Annotated in this window: 18 protein-coding genes; 10 read left to right on the plus strand and 8 right to left on the minus strand. The window is 63.7% G+C overall.

The genetic code is table 11. From position 1 onward, the window contains the following. Positions 1 to 102 precede the first annotated feature (102 nt). The 6 genes from hpf to WG900_RS10070 all read right to left on the minus strand — a co-directional run bounded on the left by hpf (position 103) and on the right by WG900_RS10070 (position 4,314). Entirely contained in the window at positions 103 to 669 is a 567-nt protein-coding gene (gene hpf / locus WG900_RS10045; protein WP_339966788.1) for a ribosome hibernation-promoting factor, HPF/YfiA family, read from the minus strand. A 7-nt stretch (positions 670 to 676) separates the two neighbouring features. Beyond that, positions 677 to 1,381 (minus strand): DNA polymerase III subunit epsilon, encoded by a 705-nt coding sequence (gene dnaQ / locus WG900_RS10050; protein WP_339966789.1) that lies wholly within the window; start codon positions 1,379 to 1,381, stop codon positions 677 to 679. Positions 1,382 to 1,461: 80 nt separating this feature from the next. Then, positions 1,462 to 2,064: a dephospho-CoA kinase gene (gene coaE / locus WG900_RS10055; RefSeq protein ID WP_339966790.1), complete on the minus strand. Its 603-nt coding sequence runs from the start codon at positions 2,062 to 2,064 to the stop codon at positions 1,462 to 1,464. Beyond that, positions 2,061 to 2,915, minus strand: coding sequence for a shikimate dehydrogenase (gene aroE, locus WG900_RS10060; RefSeq protein ID WP_339966791.1), 855 nt, complete (start codon positions 2,913 to 2,915; stop codon positions 2,061 to 2,063). The genes coaE and aroE overlap by 4 nt, the downstream gene beginning before the upstream one ends. Beyond that, positions 2,912 to 3,496, minus strand: a complete 585-nt coding sequence (locus tag WG900_RS10065) for a Maf family protein (protein ID WP_339966794.1) — start codon at positions 3,494 to 3,496, stop codon at positions 2,912 to 2,914. The genes aroE and WG900_RS10065 overlap by 4 nt, the downstream gene beginning before the upstream one ends. Then, positions 3,493 to 4,314: a pyruvate, water dikinase regulatory protein gene (locus WG900_RS10070; protein ID WP_339966795.1), complete on the minus strand. Its 822-nt coding sequence runs from the start codon at positions 4,312 to 4,314 to the stop codon at positions 3,493 to 3,495. Before WG900_RS10070 ends, WG900_RS10065 begins: the two co-directional genes overlap by 4 nt. 330 nt (positions 4,315 to 4,644) lie before the next feature. Here WG900_RS10070 and hemE point away from each other — a divergent pair, with 330 nt between their 5' ends. The 4 genes from hemE (at position 4,645) to WG900_RS10090 (ending at position 8,694) form a co-directional block, all read left to right on the plus strand. Beyond that, positions 4,645 to 5,673, plus strand: coding sequence for a uroporphyrinogen decarboxylase (gene hemE, locus WG900_RS10075; protein ID WP_339966797.1), 1,029 nt, complete (start codon positions 4,645 to 4,647; stop codon positions 5,671 to 5,673). Between the two features lie 21 nt (positions 5,674 to 5,694). Beyond that, positions 5,695 to 6,138, plus strand: coding sequence for a CopD family protein (locus WG900_RS10080; RefSeq protein ID WP_339966798.1), 444 nt, complete (start codon positions 5,695 to 5,697; stop codon positions 6,136 to 6,138). A gap of 155 nt (positions 6,139 to 6,293) precedes the next feature. Beyond that, positions 6,294 to 7,550 (plus strand): transcription termination factor Rho, encoded by a 1,257-nt coding sequence (gene rho, locus WG900_RS10085; protein ID WP_339966799.1) that lies wholly within the window; start codon positions 6,294 to 6,296, stop codon positions 7,548 to 7,550. A gap of 10 nt (positions 7,551 to 7,560) precedes the next feature. After that, positions 7,561 to 8,694 carry an aspartyl/asparaginyl beta-hydroxylase domain-containing protein gene (locus WG900_RS10090; RefSeq protein ID WP_339966800.1) on the plus strand — a complete coding sequence of 378 codons (1,134 nt, stop codon included), beginning with the start codon at positions 7,561 to 7,563 and terminating at the stop codon, positions 8,692 to 8,694. Here WG900_RS10090 and WG900_RS10095 read toward each other — a convergent pair whose 3' ends face one another. Beyond that, on the minus strand, positions 8,695 to 9,393 hold the full coding sequence (locus tag WG900_RS10095) for a dienelactone hydrolase family protein (protein WP_339966801.1): 699 nt from the start codon (positions 9,391 to 9,393) through the stop codon (positions 8,695 to 8,697). It abuts the gene before it with no gap. A 144-nt stretch (positions 9,394 to 9,537) separates the two neighbouring features. Between WG900_RS10095 and WG900_RS10100 the strand changes: the two genes are divergently transcribed. The 6 genes from WG900_RS10100 (at position 9,538) to WG900_RS10125 (ending at position 15,409) form a co-directional block, all read left to right on the plus strand. Continuing rightward, positions 9,538 to 9,792: a DUF6489 family protein gene (locus WG900_RS10100; RefSeq protein ID WP_339966802.1), complete on the plus strand. Its 255-nt coding sequence runs from the start codon at positions 9,538 to 9,540 to the stop codon at positions 9,790 to 9,792. 13 nt (positions 9,793 to 9,805) lie between these two features. Then, on the plus strand, positions 9,806 to 11,083 hold the full coding sequence (gene mnmE, locus WG900_RS10105; RefSeq protein ID WP_339966804.1) for a tRNA uridine-5-carboxymethylaminomethyl(34) synthesis GTPase MnmE: 1,278 nt from the start codon (positions 9,806 to 9,808) through the stop codon (positions 11,081 to 11,083). Positions 11,084 to 11,149: 66 nt separating this feature from the next. Next, positions 11,150 to 13,003, plus strand: a complete 1,854-nt coding sequence (mnmG, locus tag WG900_RS10110) for a tRNA uridine-5-carboxymethylaminomethyl(34) synthesis enzyme MnmG (RefSeq protein WP_339966805.1) — start codon at positions 11,150 to 11,152, stop codon at positions 13,001 to 13,003. Then, positions 13,000 to 13,653 carry a 16S rRNA (guanine(527)-N(7))-methyltransferase RsmG gene (gene rsmG / locus WG900_RS10115; protein WP_339966807.1) on the plus strand — a complete coding sequence of 218 codons (654 nt, stop codon included), beginning with the start codon at positions 13,000 to 13,002 and terminating at the stop codon, positions 13,651 to 13,653. The genes mnmG and rsmG overlap by 4 nt, the downstream gene beginning before the upstream one ends. Continuing rightward, positions 13,650 to 14,426: a ParA family protein gene (locus WG900_RS10120; protein ID WP_310531551.1), complete on the plus strand. Its 777-nt coding sequence runs from the start codon at positions 13,650 to 13,652 to the stop codon at positions 14,424 to 14,426. The genes rsmG and WG900_RS10120 overlap by 4 nt, the downstream gene beginning before the upstream one ends. Beyond that, on the plus strand, positions 14,423 to 15,409 hold the full coding sequence (locus tag WG900_RS10125; RefSeq protein ID WP_339966808.1) for a ParB/RepB/Spo0J family partition protein: 987 nt from the start codon (positions 14,423 to 14,425) through the stop codon (positions 15,407 to 15,409). The genes WG900_RS10120 and WG900_RS10125 overlap by 4 nt, the downstream gene beginning before the upstream one ends. Positions 15,410 to 15,485: 76 nt before the next feature. Here WG900_RS10125 and WG900_RS10130 read toward each other — a convergent pair whose 3' ends face one another. After that, the gene (locus WG900_RS10130) at positions 15,486 to 16,196 is read right to left on the minus strand and encodes a glycine zipper 2TM domain-containing protein (protein ID WP_339966809.1); all 711 of its coding nucleotides are present in this window, start codon (positions 16,194 to 16,196) and stop codon (positions 15,486 to 15,488) included. Between the last annotated feature and the right edge of the window lie 41 nt (positions 16,197 to 16,237).

The following is a 16,237-nucleotide window of genomic DNA, read 5'->3' on the forward strand; positions in this document are numbered from 1 at the left end:
GTTGTTCCGTACCCGCGCAATCCGGCGTGCAACGGAAGAGGTGACCCGGAAAGGGTCATTATCCTCCGCAATGCACGCTTGGTTGGTTGCGCCATTAAGGCGTCAGGACGGTTCGACCCAGCCGATCGACCCATCGCCGCGGCGGTAAACCATATTATGCTTTCCGGTGCCAGCGTTTTTGAACAGCAGCGCGTTGGTGTTGCGCAGGTCGAGCATCATCACGGCATCGGAAACCGTGGCTTCCGGCACGTCGACGCGGGTTTCGGCGATCACCAGCGGCGCATCGACCGAGACTTCCTCGGCCTCCGCTTCAGGCTCGGCGAAGACGACATAGGCGGCGTCCTCTTCCTTGCGCGCGTGGTCCGAAGCTTCGTGGCGGTCCTTCAGCCGGCGCTTGTAGCGGCGCAACTGCTTGTCGATCTTTTCGGCGGCCTGATCGAGCGCGACGTGGGCATCCTGTGCGACGGCGGCGCCCTTGAGGATCAGGCCATGCATGACGTGCGTCACAATGTCGCAGCGGAATGCGCCGGCGGGCGCCTTGCCAAAGGTTACGTGGCTGGACAGTGCCCGCGAGAAATACTTGCTGACCATGGCGGTCATGCGGTCTTCCGCATGTGTCTGGAGAGCGGCACCGGTTGCCATCTGATGACCCGAAACGCGAAGATCCATAAGCCTTTTACTCCTGTATGCGATCCGCCGTATTGCCCCAGGCAGGCGACGGGAATGTCGCGATGAGTGCGGCGTGGGCGGCTTGTTCCTCCGGACTGGCCGAATGGGGCCGGGCCGGACGGAAGGTTCGCTCGCGCACGATCACGCTGATCGAAGCAACGAGCGTATCGGTGGAATCGGCGGCAAGCTCGAGCCCGATCTGCCGTCCACCGGTAAGTTCAACGTAGACCTGCGCCAACAGTTCCGCGTCAAGCAGCGCGCCGTGTTTTGTGCGGTGGCTGCGGTCGATGCCGTAACGGGTGCACAGCGCATCGAGCGAATTCTTCGCACCCGGGTGCCGCACACGCGCCAGGGCAACGGTATCGATCATCCGGTCGCGGCTGAGCGGTTCGAGCCCGCAGGCGGCCAGCTCCATATTGACGAAGCCGAAGTCGAAACCGGCATTGTGCGCGACCAGCGGCGAATCGCCGATAAATTCGAGGAAGTCCTCGGCATGTTCGACGAAGCGCGGCTTGTCCGACAGGAAGGCCGCAGACAGTCCGTGCACCGCTTCGGCCTGCGGCGGCATGTCGCGATCGGGGTTGAAATAGGCGTGATAGGTGCGACCGGTGGTCACCCGGTTGACCATTTCGACACACCCCAGTTCAACCAGTCGATCTCCGCTCTGGGGATCGAGACCGGTCGTTTCGGTATCGAAGACGATTTCACGCATTGTTAGAATCATATCGGCCTGTGTTTGGCCATGTGCAAGGGCGTGACTCGGAAATTTTCGCTTCGCGTCGCCCTGCCGCGTCAGGGGGCCGCCTTGCCGAGCAGGGCGTGAACCAGTGCCTGGACGGCATGGCGTGTTTCGGCGAGCGAGACGCCGGTATCGATGACGAAATCGGCGCGGGCGCGTTTCTCTTCGTCGGGGATCTGCAGGCCAAGGATGCGCTCGAATTTTTCCTCGGTCATCCCGGGACGGGCAAGGACGCGGGCGCGCTGGGCATCCGGGCCGGCGGAAACGACCAGCACCGCATCGACCCCGGCATTGCCACCCTTTTCAAACAGCAGTGGGATGTCGAAAACCACCAGCGGTTCGTGTGCCATGTCGTGCAGAAACTGTCGCCGCATGGCCGCGACCGCCGGGTGGACGATCGCCTCCAGCCGCGCCAGCGCTGCGGCATCGCCGAACACGGCGGCTCCCAGCTTCTGCCGGTCGACGCCGTCCGGTCCGGTGGTGCCGGGGAAGGCCGCTTCAATCGCCGGGAGCAGCGGACCGCCCGGCCCCTGCAATTCGTGGACCGCCTTGTCGGCATCGAAGACGGGCACACCCAGTCCGGCGAACATTGCCGCCACGGCCGACTTGCCCATGCCGATCGAGCCGGTGAGACCGAGGATGAAAGGCTTGCTCATGCCGTGAGCATGGCGCGCAATTCGGCGTCATGTTCGCGCGGGGCTGGCTGGCCGTAGAACTTTTCGAAGGCGGCGGCGGCCTGCCCGATCAGCATAGCGAGGCCATCGACTGTCGGCAGGCCCTGTGCGCGGGCGGCTTCCAGCAGCGGCGTGTCGAGCGGGTGCGTGACGATGTCATAGACCACCGATCCGGGCGGGGCATGGCTGAAGTCAAAGGCCAGCGGCGGTTTTCCCGCCATGCCGAGCGGGCTGGCATTGATCACCAGGTCCAGACAGCCCTTTCGGTCGTCGAATTCAAAATCGGTTTCAGGTGCGAAATGGGCGAGGTCGACGGCGTGGTGTTCGCCGCCTGGATCGAGCTCATCGAGCAGCGCGCGCGCCTTGGCCGGATCGCGCGCAGCCACGACCAGCGTGAAATTCTTGCCTGCCAGCGCCGCGATGATCGCCCGCGCCGCGCCACCGGCACCGAAAATGCGCGCCATGCGGTAGAGGTGGATCTCGCCGAGACGCGGTTGCAGCGGTTCGAGGAAGCCGGCCACGTCAGTGTTGTAGCCGACCAGCTTGCCCTGCTCGCGGACAATGGTGTTCACCGCACCGATGCGCGCGGCTAACGGATCAATCAGGTCGAGGAACGGCATGACCGCCTGCTTGTGCGGCATGGTGACGTTGCACCCGCGCCAATCGGGATCGGCGCGGCGCTTGGCAAGGTAGGCCTCGACACCGCCCGGCAGCACATGGCAGGCGCGGTATTCGCCCGCGATGCCCAGTTCTGCGAGCCAGAAGCCGTGAATCGCCGGGCTTTTCGACTGCTCGATGGGATCGCCGATGACTTCGGCATAGGGAGCCGTCACGAAGTCAACTCGCCCAAATCGCGCAATGCGCCGAGTATCAGCAGGAGCGGCATGCCAAGCACGGTGAATTGATCCCCTTCGATGCCCGCGAACAGCTGCGGCCCGCGCGCCTCGATCCGGAACACGCCCACGCAGCCGCTCACTGCCGGCCATTCGTGCGCGAGATAGTCGGCAATGAAGGCATCCGACAAGCTTCGCAGCTTCAGCCGGGCGATATCGCCGCCACTCCACAGCACTTGCCCATCGCGTGCGAGTGCCGCGGCGCTGTGCAGTTCCATCGTGCGGCCCGAGAAGAAGCGCAGGTGATCGGCCGCATCCTCGCGGCTCGCCGGCTTGTCGAAGCGGCGGCCGTCGACGACAACGAGAGAGTCGCTGCCCAGCACCACCCGCCCCGGGTGGGAAGGCGCGGCGGCGAGCGCCTTGGCCTTCGCGAGTTCCTCCGCCACCGTTTCCGGCGCAGCACCTGCAAGCGCGGCTTCGAGCGCGCGTTCGTCCACCGGCGCCGGCGCGGCAATGAAGTCCACGCCGACGGCATCGAGCATGGCCTTGCGCGAGGCGCTTTGTGAAGCGAGGACGATCATGCTTCCTCGCTGCCCTTCTGGTCATCATAAAGCCGGATCACTGCCGCCGCCGTTTCCTCGATTGAGCGCCGGGTAACGTCGATCACCGGCCAGCCGTTATCCGCGAACATGCGCCGCGCATATTTCACTTCCTTGGCCACGCGGTCCTCATCGACATAAGCGGTTTCCGGCCGCTGGTTTAGCGAGAGCAGCCGGTTGCGCCGCACCTGAATCAGCCGGTCAGGAGCCGTGGTCAGCCCAACTACCAGCGGGCGCTTCAAGGAATAGAGCGCATCAGGCGGCGGACTTTCGGGCACGATCGGGATGTTAGCAACCTTGTAGCCGCGGTTGGCGAGGTAGATCGAGGTCGGCGTCTTGGACGTGCGCGATACTCCGGCGAGCACGATGTCCGCCTCTTCCCAGTCCTCGAAGCTCACCCCATCGTCATGGGCGATGGTGTAGTGGATGGCATCGACGCGGGCGAAATAGGCATCGTCCATCAGGTGCTGGCGGCCGGGACGGGCCTTGGCCTGTTCGCCCAGCAGATCTTCCAGTACGGCAGTCACCGTATCGAGCGCCGCAACCGAAGGCAGAGCGAGCGCGCGGCATCGCTCTTCCAGCCGGTTTCGCAGCTCCGAATTGACCAGTGTGAACAGCACGAGCCCCGGATGTGCCGCAATTTCGCCAAGCACGCGGTCCATGTGCTGCTGACTGCGGACCATCGGCCAGAAGTGGCGCGAGACCTGGGCATCGTCGAATTGGGCGAGCGCCGCCTTGGCAATCATCTCCAGCGTTTCGCCGGTGGAATCCGACAGAAGATGGATATGAATCTTGGGCATGAGAGCAGTCGCGACGCCTTGTGGACAGATGGGGCATAAACCACGGGACAAGGCTGAAGACAACTTGGCCAGTTGGCGAAGGCCCCGATTCCCGCCCACTACCGGCACTGCGATCGGACTCTTGTAGACAGGTGGATAACGATTCCCACAGGCTGGGGACAAGGGGGATAAGTCCTGCTTGACGCACCGGGCCCGCGATTCGGGAAGCCGCTCCCTCTGTTCAGGCCGGGACAATTCAGGCAAGGGCGCGTTGTGCCCAGTATCCACAGGCCAACTACCTACAGAATCCTTTTATAAAACTTTCTCTTATTTTGTTTGGGACCAGATCCGATGGCCGGACTCCTTCTCGAAACCCTGCGCGGAACCAATGGGGAAACGCGCCCGGTGTGGTTCATGCGGCAGGCTGGCCGCTACCTTCCAGAGTACCGCGCACTGCGGGCAGAGAAGGGCGGATTCCTTGCGCTGGTCTATGACGCAGAGGCCGCGGCCGAGATCACCCTGCAGCCGATCAGGCGCTTCGGTTTTGACGGCGCGATCCTGTTTTCCGACATCCTGATCGTGCCTTACGCCATGGGGCAGGACCTGCAGTTCCTGGTCGGTGAGGGCCCGCACCTGTCGCCGCGGCTAGTCGATACGGCGCTGTCCTCGCTCGCTGCCGTGCCCTCGCGGCTCGATCCGATTTACGAGACCGTCGCGCGCGTGAAGGCCGGGATTGGCAGTGATCGCACGCTGCTCGGCTTTGCAGGAAGTCCCTGGACCGTCGCGACCTATATGGTGGCGGGCGAGGGCAGCCGTGATCAGCACGATACCCGCGCGCTCGCCTACCGCGATCCAGCGGCAATGCAGGCGATCATCGATGCCATCGTCGCGGTGACCGTCGATTACCTCGCCGGCCAGATCGCCGCCGGTGCGGAAGCGGTGCAACTGTTCGATTCGTGGGCGGGCAGTCTGGCCCCTGCTGAGTTCGAGCGCTGGGTCATCGCGCCCAACGCAGCCATCGTCAGCCAGCTCCGCGCGCGCTGTCCGGGCGTGCCGATCATCGGTTTCCCCAAGGGATCGGGCGAGAAACTCCCCGCCTATGCGCGCGAGACCAAGGTTGACGTGCTCGGTCTCGACGAAACGGTCGATCCTACCTGGGCGCACCGCAACCTGCCTGAAGGCTTGCCGGTGCAGGGCAATCTCGATCCGCTACTGCTGCTGGCAGGGGGTGAGGAACTCGAACGCCAGACCCGCCGCATCCTCGATGCCTTTGCCGATCGGCCGCACGTGTTCAATCTGGGTCATGGCATCGGCCAGACGACCCCGATCGACAACGTTTCTACGGCCCTGGCGACAGTCAGGGGCTGGCGCCGGCCCTAAGCCGCGCCTACATTCCCACCCATGCTTATGGTGCTCAGCATGACTTACTACTGGCTCAAGGCCGGCCACATCATCTTCGTGATCTTCTGGATGGCCGGGCTGTTCATGCTGCCGCGCTATTTCGTCTATCATCAGGAAGCGCCCGAAGGCTCGCCCGAAAATGCGGTCTGGACGGATCGTGAGGGCAAGCTGCTCAAGATTATCCTGTGGCCGTCGATGACTATCGTCTGGGTGCTCGGGCTGCTGCTGGCGGTGACGACCGGGGCGTTCGCCCAGCCGTGGTTCCTCGCCAAGCTGCTGCTGGTCGCGGCGCTCAGTGGCTATCACGTGTGGCTGGCCGGCTATCACAAGTCGCTCGCGCGCGGCGAACGGCGACTGACCGGCAAGAAGCTGCGCCTGCTTAACGAAGTCCCCGGGATCGCCGCCGCGCTGATCGTCGTGCTCGTGGTGATCCGTCCGTTCTAATCGAAACGGCGTTTTGATTGACTTGCCCCCGCGCGAGGCATAAATCGCGCCTGTCCGGCACGGCTCGCGCCCTTTTGCGCGCGAGCAGGTCTGCTTTCTCCAAGCCCATCGACCCGCCCGGCCATCACGTATAAAAATACATGGAATACAAAACGATGCATCTGAAAGAACTCAAGAAAAAGACGTCGGCCGAACTGGTCGAGATGGCCGAGGAATACGAGGTCGAAGGCGCCAGCACGCTGCGCCGCCAGGACCTGATGTTCGCCATCCTCAAGGAAGTCGCCGAAGACGGCGAGGAAATCATGGGTCTCGGCACCATCGAAGTGCTGCCCGAAGGTTTCGGCTTCCTGCGCAGCCCCGAAGCGAATTACCTCGCTGGGCCTGACGATATTTACGTCTCGCCGAACCAGGTCCGCAAATGGGGCCTGCGCACCGGTGATACCGTTGAAGGCGAAATCCGCGCACCCAAGGACGGTGAGCGCTATTTCGCCATTACCAAACTGACCAAGGTCAACTTCGATGAGCCTGAAGCTGTTCGCCACCGCGTCAACTTCGATAACCTGACCCCGCTCTATCCGGACGAGCGCCTCGTGCTCGACAGTTCGGACCCGACGGTCAAGGACAAGTCGGCCCGCGTGATCGATCTCATCAGCCCGCAGGGCAAGGGCCAGCGCGCGCTGATCGTCGCGCCGCCGCGCACCGGTAAAACGGTGCTGCTGCAAAACATCGCCAAGGCCATTACCGACAACCATCCCGAAGTGTTCCTGCTCGTCCTGCTGGTTGACGAACGCCCGGAAGAAGTCACCGACATGCAGCGCAGCGTGAAGGGCGAGGTGATTTCCTCAACCTTCGATGAACCCGCCACGCGCCACGTTCAAGTTGCTGAAATGGTTATAGAAAAGGCTAAACGTCTAGTCGAGCACAAGCGCGACGTCGTGATCCTGCTGGACTCGATCACCCGCCTTGGCCGTGCCTACAACACGGTCGTGCCGAGCTCGGGCAAGGTGCTTACCGGCGGTGTTGACGCCAACGCGCTGCAGCGCCCCAAGCGCTTCTTTGGCGCGGCGCGCAACATCGAGGAAGGCGGTTCGCTGTCAATCATCGCCACGGCCCTGATCGATACCGGCAGCCGCATGGACGAAGTTATCTTCGAAGAATTCAAGGGCACTGGTAACTCGGAAATCGTCCTGGATCGCAAGGTCTCCGACAAGCGCATCTTCCCCGCACTCGATGTCGGCAAGAGCGGCACCCGCAAGGAAGAGCTGTTGGTTCCCAAGGACCAGCTCTCGAAAATGTGGGTCCTGCGCCGTATCCTCATGCAGATGGGCACTGTCGACGCGATGGAGTTCCTGCTCGACAAGATGAAGGACTCCAAGTCCAACGAGGACTTCTTCGCCACGATGAACCAGTAAGGCTGGCACGATGGCAGGCCCTTCGGACGCGCATAAAGCGATCGCCGAGGGCCTTGCCGCCTTGCAGGCACGCGATTCGCAGCGCGCGGCAGAATTGCTGCGTTCGGCGAGCGGCGCGCTGCCCGAAATCGAATTCCCGTGGATGGCCCTCGGCAATGTCGAGCTGGCGCTGGGCAATCTCGATGCGGCGGAAGCGGCGGTTGATCGCCAGTTGAAGCTGGAAACCCGCGACGTCGGGCCGCTGCTGGTCAAGGGACACTTGCGCGAACGGCAGGGCGATCCGCGCGGCGCGTCCAGTTTCTATCAGGCGGCGTCGAATCAGGTGGCTACCGGGTCGCCCGTCCCGCCGCCGCTCGCCGGCCTGATGGCGCATGGCCGGCAATTCATCGAATCATCCAAGGGCGATTACGGCGCGCACCTGCGCGAAGTCGTTGGCGATGCGCTCAGCCCGACGATGCGCGAGGCGATCGATTTGCTGACCGGGCAGTCGCGGCTTTACCTGCAGGAGCCATCGGTTTTCTATTATCCAGGCCTGCCGCAGAAGTGGTTCTATGATGCTACGGACTTCCCCTGGCTGGAACCCATGCTGGCGCTGGCGCCGGCGATGCGTGAGGAGCTGGAGGCGCGCGAGGGGGCGGGTTTCGAACCCTATGTAAAGCAGCAGGCCAACCGCCCTGCGCCGAACAATCCGTTGCTTGGCCGGATGGACTGGAGCGCGCACTATTTCTGGCAGGACGGGTCGGTGGTCGAGGACCACGCCAGAGCCTGTCCGCGCTCCATGGAGGCGCTTGGCCATGCGCCGCTGCCTCAGGTACCCGGACGCGCGCCCAACGCCCTGTGGTCGCGCCTGCTGCCCGGTGCGCATATCACCCCGCACCACGGCATGCTCAACACGCGGCTGATCTGTCATATCCCGGTACGGACTGCACCGGGCTGTTCGCTGCGCGTCGGGAATGAACGGCGCGAATGGATTGACGGGCAGGTGCTGGTTTTCGACGATTCAGTCGAGCACGAGGCGATCAACGCCGGCGATGAAACTCGCGTCATCCTGTTGTTCGAGATCTGGCGCCCCGAAATCCCGGAGGAAGATCGCGCGGCGATCGCCCGGATTTTCCAGGCGATCGACACATTTGGCATCAACTAGTTACGCGAGATTGGCGGCGAAGAACTTGTCCGTTCGCTGATCGGCAAGCTGCGCTGCAACATCGTTGCGTCGCACGCCGTGTTCCGCCGCAAAGCCGTGATCGAGCCCGGCGTAGTCGTGGATCGTCACGTGGGCATTGTCATCCAGTCCGGCATGCATCGCCGCCTGCGCTTCAGGCGGGACAAAGCCGTCAGCCGTCGGCACGTGGAGCATGAGCGGTCTTGCGATGGCGTGGGCCTCGTTCAACATCTGGTCGATGCCCACGGCATAGTAACCGACCGAAGCATCGATATCGGTGCGTGCGGCGGCCTGATAGGCCACCTTGCCGCCCATGCAGAAGCCGACGAGGCCGACCTTGGCCACGCCTTCCGTGCCGCGAATCCAGCGGATGGTCGCCTCGATATCGCGCACACCGGCATCAAAATCATGCGCCAGCATGTGGCGGATCGCCTGCTGGAACTCCTCAGGGATATCCGAATCGAGATCGATGCCCTCGGCCTGCCGCCAGAACACTTCGAGAGCGACGGCGAGGTAGCCTTTGGCGGCCCAGTCGTCGGCCTTCTTGCGGATGCCGGGGTTTACGCCGAACACTTCCTGCACGACGATAATCGCCGCCTTGGGCGTGCCGGCCGGGCGGGCGACATAGGCGGGGAAGCTCTTGTCGCCTTCGAACGTGGGGATGCGGACCTTTTCGCCCATGGGAACTCTCCTTGCGTGGTTGTGCGGTTTGGCGCTTTCAGTTCCTTTGGCCCAACCCTTCGGTCCTGCGCAAGACCATTGCCAAGAGCGCGCGGGCTGCCCATCTAGTTCAGGTGCGCCACGCTGGCGCAGGAGGCTTAACCCATGAAGGTTCACGTCGAGGTTGATTGCACGCCAGAGGAAGCCCGCCGCTTTCTGGGTCTGCCGGATGTTGCCAAGGCCAACGACGTCTATGTCGATGCCGTGGCCAAGGCGATGCAGGGCGTTGGCGATCTCGAAAAGCTGCAAACCATGGCCAAGCAGGTCGCGCCGATGGGCGAGATCGGCCTGAAACTGTTCCAGCAGTTCATGGATGCCGGCACCGGCGCTGCTAAAAAGAAGAAGGACGGCGAAAGCTGATCGCGCGGCCCGCATGACCGATACGATCTTCGCCTTGTCGAGCGGCTCTCCGCCGGCTGCAATCGCCATTGTCCGGGTGAGCGGACCAGGGGCGGGCAATGCCTTGCGCTCGCTGACCGGAACGATCCCCGAACCGCGCCGCATGGGCGTGGCGCGGCTGATTGACGGTGAGGGCGAAGAGATTGACCGCGCGCTGGTCGCCTGGTTCCCGGGGCCGGGCACCGCGACAGGCGAGGACCTCGCCGAGTTTCACTTGCACGGCGGCCGCGCGGTTATCGCCGCGCTGGAAAATGCGCTGGGCGAGCTTCCCGGCCTGCGTGAGGCCGAGCCCGGTGAATTCACCCGCCGCGCCTTTGCCAATGGCCGGATCGATCTGGCCGAAGCCGAGGGGCTGGCGGACCTGCTCGCCGCAGAGACCGAACTTCAGCGCCGCAGCGCCATGGCTATGGCGGGCGGAACGTTTTCGCGGCTCGTCGAAGGATGGCGCGAGCGCCTGCTGATGGCTTCGGCGAGCCTCGAGGCCGTGCTCGATTTCGCCGACGAAGACGATGTTGCGTTGCTGCCGCCGGAATTCCCGCAGGAAATCGAGTCCTTGCGCGGCGAGATTGGCGACTGGCTTGCCCGTCCGCGTGCCGAAGTTCTGCGCGAAGGCTTTCGCGTGGTTATCGCTGGGCCGCCGAACCTTGGGAAAAGCACCCTTTTCAACGAGTTGGTTGAATCTGACGCCGCCATTACCACCCCGATTGCAGGCACGACGCGCGATGTGCTGACGCGCCCCGTGGCGATTGATGGTGTGCCGTTCCTGTTCGCCGACACCGCCGGTCTGCATGATGCGGTTGATGACGAGATCGAGGCCATCGGCATCGAACGCGCCATGGAAGCGCTCGACCGGGCTGACCTCGTGCTCTGGCTCGGCCCGGAAGGCATGGGGCCGCAAGGTGCCTGGGAAATTGCCTCACAGATCGACCGAAACGATTCGCAACCCAAGCGCACTGCGCGGCACCGCATTTCGGCCATGACCGGGGCGGGTATGGACGACCTCCGGCAGGATCTGGTCGTTGCTGCGCGCAACGCCATGCCCGCGCCCGGTGACGCCGCGCTCAATGAGCGGCAGCACCACCTGCTCACCCGGGCGACGCGCGCATTGGCAGATGCCCGGCATGAGGCTGATCCCTTGCTTGCTGCGGAAGGCTTGCGGCAGGCACGGCTCGCTTTCGACAGCCTGCTCGGCCGCACCACGACTGAGAATATGCTCGACACGCTGTTCAGCAGGTTCTGCATCGGCAAATGACATGTTCCACGTGAAACACACCGGGTTTTGACCGCGCGATCTTGCGAGGCTAAACGTGGGTGTAACATGCACCAGTTTGACATCATTGTAATCGGCGGAGGACACGCCGGGGTTGAGGCCGCTGCTGTCGCGGCCCGCATGGGTGCGCGCGTGGCGCTTGCTACTTTCGATCCCGCAATGATTGGCGCGATGAGCTGCAACCCGGCGATTGGCGGGCTGGGCAAGGGGCATCTGGTTCGCGAGGTCGATGCCTTTGACGGCATCATTGCCCGCGCCGCCGATGCTGGGGCGATCCATTACCGCATGCTCAATCGCTCGAAGGGCACAGCGGTACAGGGCCCGCGCGTTCAGGCTGACCGCAAGCGCTTCAAGGCGGCGGTGCAGAGGCTGCTTGGCCAGCAAGGCGACCTGACGACGATTGCCGGCGAGGTGGCGGCGCTGAGGATTGAAGCTGGGCGGGTCTGTGGTGTTGATCTCGCGGACGGGACAAGACTGTTGGCCAAGGCCGTAGTGCTGTGTACTGGCACCTTCCTAGGCGGCACCCTGTTCCGCGGTGAGGAGCGGCTTGTCGGCGGGCGTATTGGCGAGGCCTCGGCGCAGGTGCTGGCTGCGCAGCTACGCGGGGCCGGATTGCCGATGTCGCGATTGAAGACCGGCACACCGCCGCGACTTGATGGTCGGACGATCGATTGGGCCGCGCTCGAAGAACAACCCTCGGATGCCGAGCCTTGGACGATGTCGGCCATGGCCGATGTGCGGGGCAGGGCGCTGCCGCAAATCTTTTGCGCGATCACCCGCACCAATTTGCAAAGTCATGATATCATCCGTGCCAACCTGCACCGCTCTCCGCTGTTCACCGGCGCAATTGGAGCGTCAGGCCCGCGCTATTGTCCGTCGATCGAGGACAAGATTCACCGCTTCGCCGACCGAGACGGGCATCAGGTGTTCCTTGAGCCGGAGGGACTCGACACGCATCTGGTCTATCCGAACGGGATCAGCACGTCGCTCCCCGCCGATGTCCAGCTCGCCATGCTTCGGACCATGGCGGGTTTGGAGCGCGTCGACATGGCAGTGCCGGGCTATGCGGTGGAATACGACCACATCGATCCGCGCGCGTTGCGACCCAGCCTTGAGTTGAGGGACATACCGGGGCTCTATTGTGCCGGGCAGATCAACGGCACCACCGGCTATGAGGAAGCGGCGGCGCAGGGGCTGGTCGCGGGTATGCATGCCGCCGCGCAGGCCTTAGGGCGTGAGCCAGCGCCGCTTGACCGGGCGAACAGCTATATGGCGGTGATGGTCGATGACCTTACATTGCACGGAGTTACCGAGCCCTATCGCATGTTGACCGCCCGTGCCGAATATCGTTTGCGGCTGCGCGCCAACAACGCATCAACCCGGCTCACGCCGCTGGCGATGACGGTGGGAGCGGTGGGCGAGGCCCGGTCAGCGTGGTTCAATCGCCGCATGGATGATCGCGTGACTATCGAAGCGGCGCTTGATCGGCAGGCTACAGGGTCAGAACTTTCGCAGGCGGGCTTGCCGGTTCGGGCCGATACCGGCCGATTGTCGCTGAGGGAATGGCTGCGTTTCGGCGGTGTCGATCTCGCTGGACTGGCGCCGTGGCTTGGCGATGCACTCCCGGATGACCCGGAGCTAGCGAGCGAGGTAACCGAGGATGCGGCCTATGCGCCTTATCTTGCCCGGCAGGATGGCGAGTTGCGTGATTTGCGTGCCAGCGAGTCGCTGCTGCTTGGCGATGCCTTCGCCTATGACCGCATCCCGGGGCTGTCGAACGAAATGGTTGAGCGGCTCACTCGCGCGCGCCCGGCGAACCTAGCAGCGGCCGGACGGGTGCCGGGAATCACGCCGGCAGCCCTCGCGGCGCTGCTAGTCCATGCACGAAGGAATGCGGCGTGATCACTAATGAGGTTCAGGCGCGGCAATTCGTCAGCCAAATCCCCGTAGTGGACGCTGAGGCGATCGACCGGCTTGAGCGGCTCGCCGCCATGTTGGCCGAGGAGAACAATGTCCAGAACTTGGTTGCTGCCGCCAGCCTCGACCATGTTTGGCAAAGACACATTGCCGATTCGCTTCAGCTCCTGCGCCATGTTCCACGTGAAACGTCGCGGCCATGGCTCGATCTCGGCACCGGGGCAGGCTTCCCCGGATTGGCGATTGCCTGTGTCTTGCCGGAAACGTGCGTCCTGATGGTCGAATCCCGCACGCGGCGAATCGACTGGTTGGTGAGGGCGTGCGAATCACTCGGCCTCAAGCGGGCGGAAGTGATCGGATCGCGACTGGAACTGATGCAAACGCGTAAGTGCAGCGTCATTTCGGCACGCGCATTTGCGTCATTGCCACGTTTGCTCGATCTATCCGCACGTTTTTCCACACCCGACACGATTTGGTTGTTGCCCAAAGGGCGTTCTGCACGGCAGGAATTGCAGGAGCTCTCCGGCTGGCAGCATATGTTCCACGTGGAACAATCGCAAACCGACCCCGATGCAGGGATTATCGTCGGCCAAGTCAGTGGTGAAACAGCGAAATCGAAGAGGAACCGCGCGTGATCACCATCGCAGTAGCCAACCAGAAGGGCGGGGTGGGCAAGACCACGACTGCGATCAACATTGCCACCGCGCTCGCCGCCATTGGCTGGAAGGTGCTGCTGGTCGACCTCGACCCGCAAGGCAATGCCTCGACCGGCATCGGCATTTCCGCGCCGGACCGCACGGCTTCGTCCTATGACGTGCTGCTCGATCAGGTGCCGATTGCCGACTGTGTCCACGCGACCAAGATTCCCGGGCTCGACCTGATTCCCGCCACGGTCGACTTGTCGGGCGCCGAGGTTGAACTGGTCGGCGAGGAAGACCGTGCCCACCGCTTGCGCAATGCCCTAGCCGCGCACAAGGGCCACGACATTGTCATGATCGATTGTCCGCCTTCGCTCGGGCTGCTTACGCTCAACGCGCTGGGTGCGGCGAATACCCTGTTGGTGCCGCTGCAATGCGAATTCTTCGCGCTCGAAGGACTGAGCCAGCTGCTCCAGACGGTCGAGCGTGTGCAGCAGCGGTTCAATCCCGACCTGTCGATCCTCGGCGTGGCGCTGACCATGTTTGACCGGCGCAACCGCCTCACCGATCTGGTCAGCGATGACGTGCGGTCCTGCCTCGGCAACCTGGTGTTCGAGACAGTGATCCCGCGCAACGTGCGTTTGTCTGAAGCGCCGAGCCACGGATTGCCAGCGTTGGTCTACGATCACAATTGCCCGGGCAGCCGGGCCTATATGGCCTTGGCGCGCGAATTGATCACGCGGCTGCCGGCGATGAGGAAAGCGGCATGAACGACGATCCGGTAATCCGCATTTCGGTTCCACAGGCGGAGCCCGCTCCGTCGGCCGCGCCGGCGAAGCGCAAGATGTCGGGCCTTGGGCGCGGCCTTGGTGCTTTGCTTGGCGAATCGCGCCGTGAGGAGCCGCTGGTGGGCGGCGTTCCTGCCCAGACCGTAGGCACAGTTTCGGCGACGACCGGGCTGGCCCAGTTGCCGATCTCGCTGATCGATCCCGATCCCAACCAGCCCCGCCGCCATTTTGACGAGGCGGCGCTGGTCGAACTGGCCGAATCGATCGCCGCGCGCGGTGTCATCCAGCCGGTGATTGTCCGCCCGGTCGGGCAGGGGCGTTTCCAGCTGGTTGCCGGTGAGCGCCGCTGGCGGGCCGCGCAGCGGGCACAACTGCATGAAATCCCGGCACTTGTTCGTGAGTTGTCCGACCGCGATGTCATGGCGCTGGCACTTATCGAGAACCTTCAGCGCGAGGATCTCAACCCAGTTGAAGAGGCGAGGGCCTATCACCGGCTGAGCGAGGAAGAGGGCCTGACCCAGGCCGAAATCGCCCGGTTCGTTGACAAGTCGCGCAGCCACGTGGCGAACTTTCAGCGCCTGTTGCAATTGCCCGATGTCGTGCTTGATCATGTCCAGGAAGGCCGGCTCTCGATGGGCCACGCCCGCGCGCTGATCGGTGTCGGGAATGCCGAGGAGCTGGCCGCGACGGTTGTCGCCAAGCAGATGTCGGTCCGCGAAATCGAAAAGTTGGTGCGCAAGCAAACCCGCGGCGCATCGGCCGCACCGCGCCGGGCGCGCAGCAGTGGCGGCGCGGCGGACGATGCCGATATTGCCGCCGTTCAGGCGCACCTTGAAGAATTTCTCGGCTTGCCGGTGCGCATCCAGGCCGATGCCGATCCCCGCAGCGGGGCGGTAACGATCCGCTATCGCACGCTCGACCAGCTTGACCTCATCTGCCAGCGGCTGACCGGTGGTGACATCTAGAGAGCGCCAAGCAAAGGCCGGAAACTGCTTTTGCAGCGCCGGCCTTTAGCTCTAACAGGTTTTTAAATTCACAGACTTAGTCGGCGACTACCCGCTTGTCCGGCACCATCCGCACGCGCTTGTCGGGAACAACCTTCACGCGCTTGTATGTCGGAACCGAGCGGTACCGGACTTCGCGGACCTTGCGGTAAACCGTGTCATAGGTCGTGACATATTCGGTCGTCACGTGCTCGTGGCAGTCCTTCTTCGGATGATGCATCGGCATCGAAACCATGGTGACCGGCACCATCATCATCGGCACTGCATAGCCATAGCCATAGGCCTGCTGCGGATAGCCCGGGCTATAGCCGCCCTGTGAATTGTCGAGCATGGCTTCGCATTCGTCACGGTAACGGCGGCCTTCGCTGCCACGCTCGATTGCGGCGCCGGCAACGGCTCCGACCGCAGCGCCGGCAATCGTACCGAACGTGCGGTTGCCGCGGCCCGCAACTTCACGGCCAAGCACGCCGCCCACGACCCCGCCAAGGACAGCGCCGGTTGCGCCACTGCGGTTTCCGCCAAGGCGGCGGCGGCATTCGACCAGCCAGTCCTCACGCTGGCGCGCCCAGGCACCATCGTTGGGGGCAGAGTGCTGCCACTGCGGCCCGCCCTGCTGGTGATGCATACCCTGCTGGTGGTGCATGTCATGCTGTGCAGGGGCCGTCTGATGGCCGCTTTCATGAGCAAAGGCGGGATTGGCGAAAGCGGTGGTCGACACGGCGATCAAGGTAAGAGCGCGAAGGCGCATGGGCAATTCCCCTCTGTTTCGTAAGGCGGGCGCACGAGTCC

This window comes from Novosphingobium aquae, from assembly GCF_037572715.1.
In the GTDB taxonomy this organism is placed as follows: Bacteria; Pseudomonadota; Alphaproteobacteria; order Sphingomonadales; family Sphingomonadaceae; genus Novosphingobium; species Novosphingobium aquae.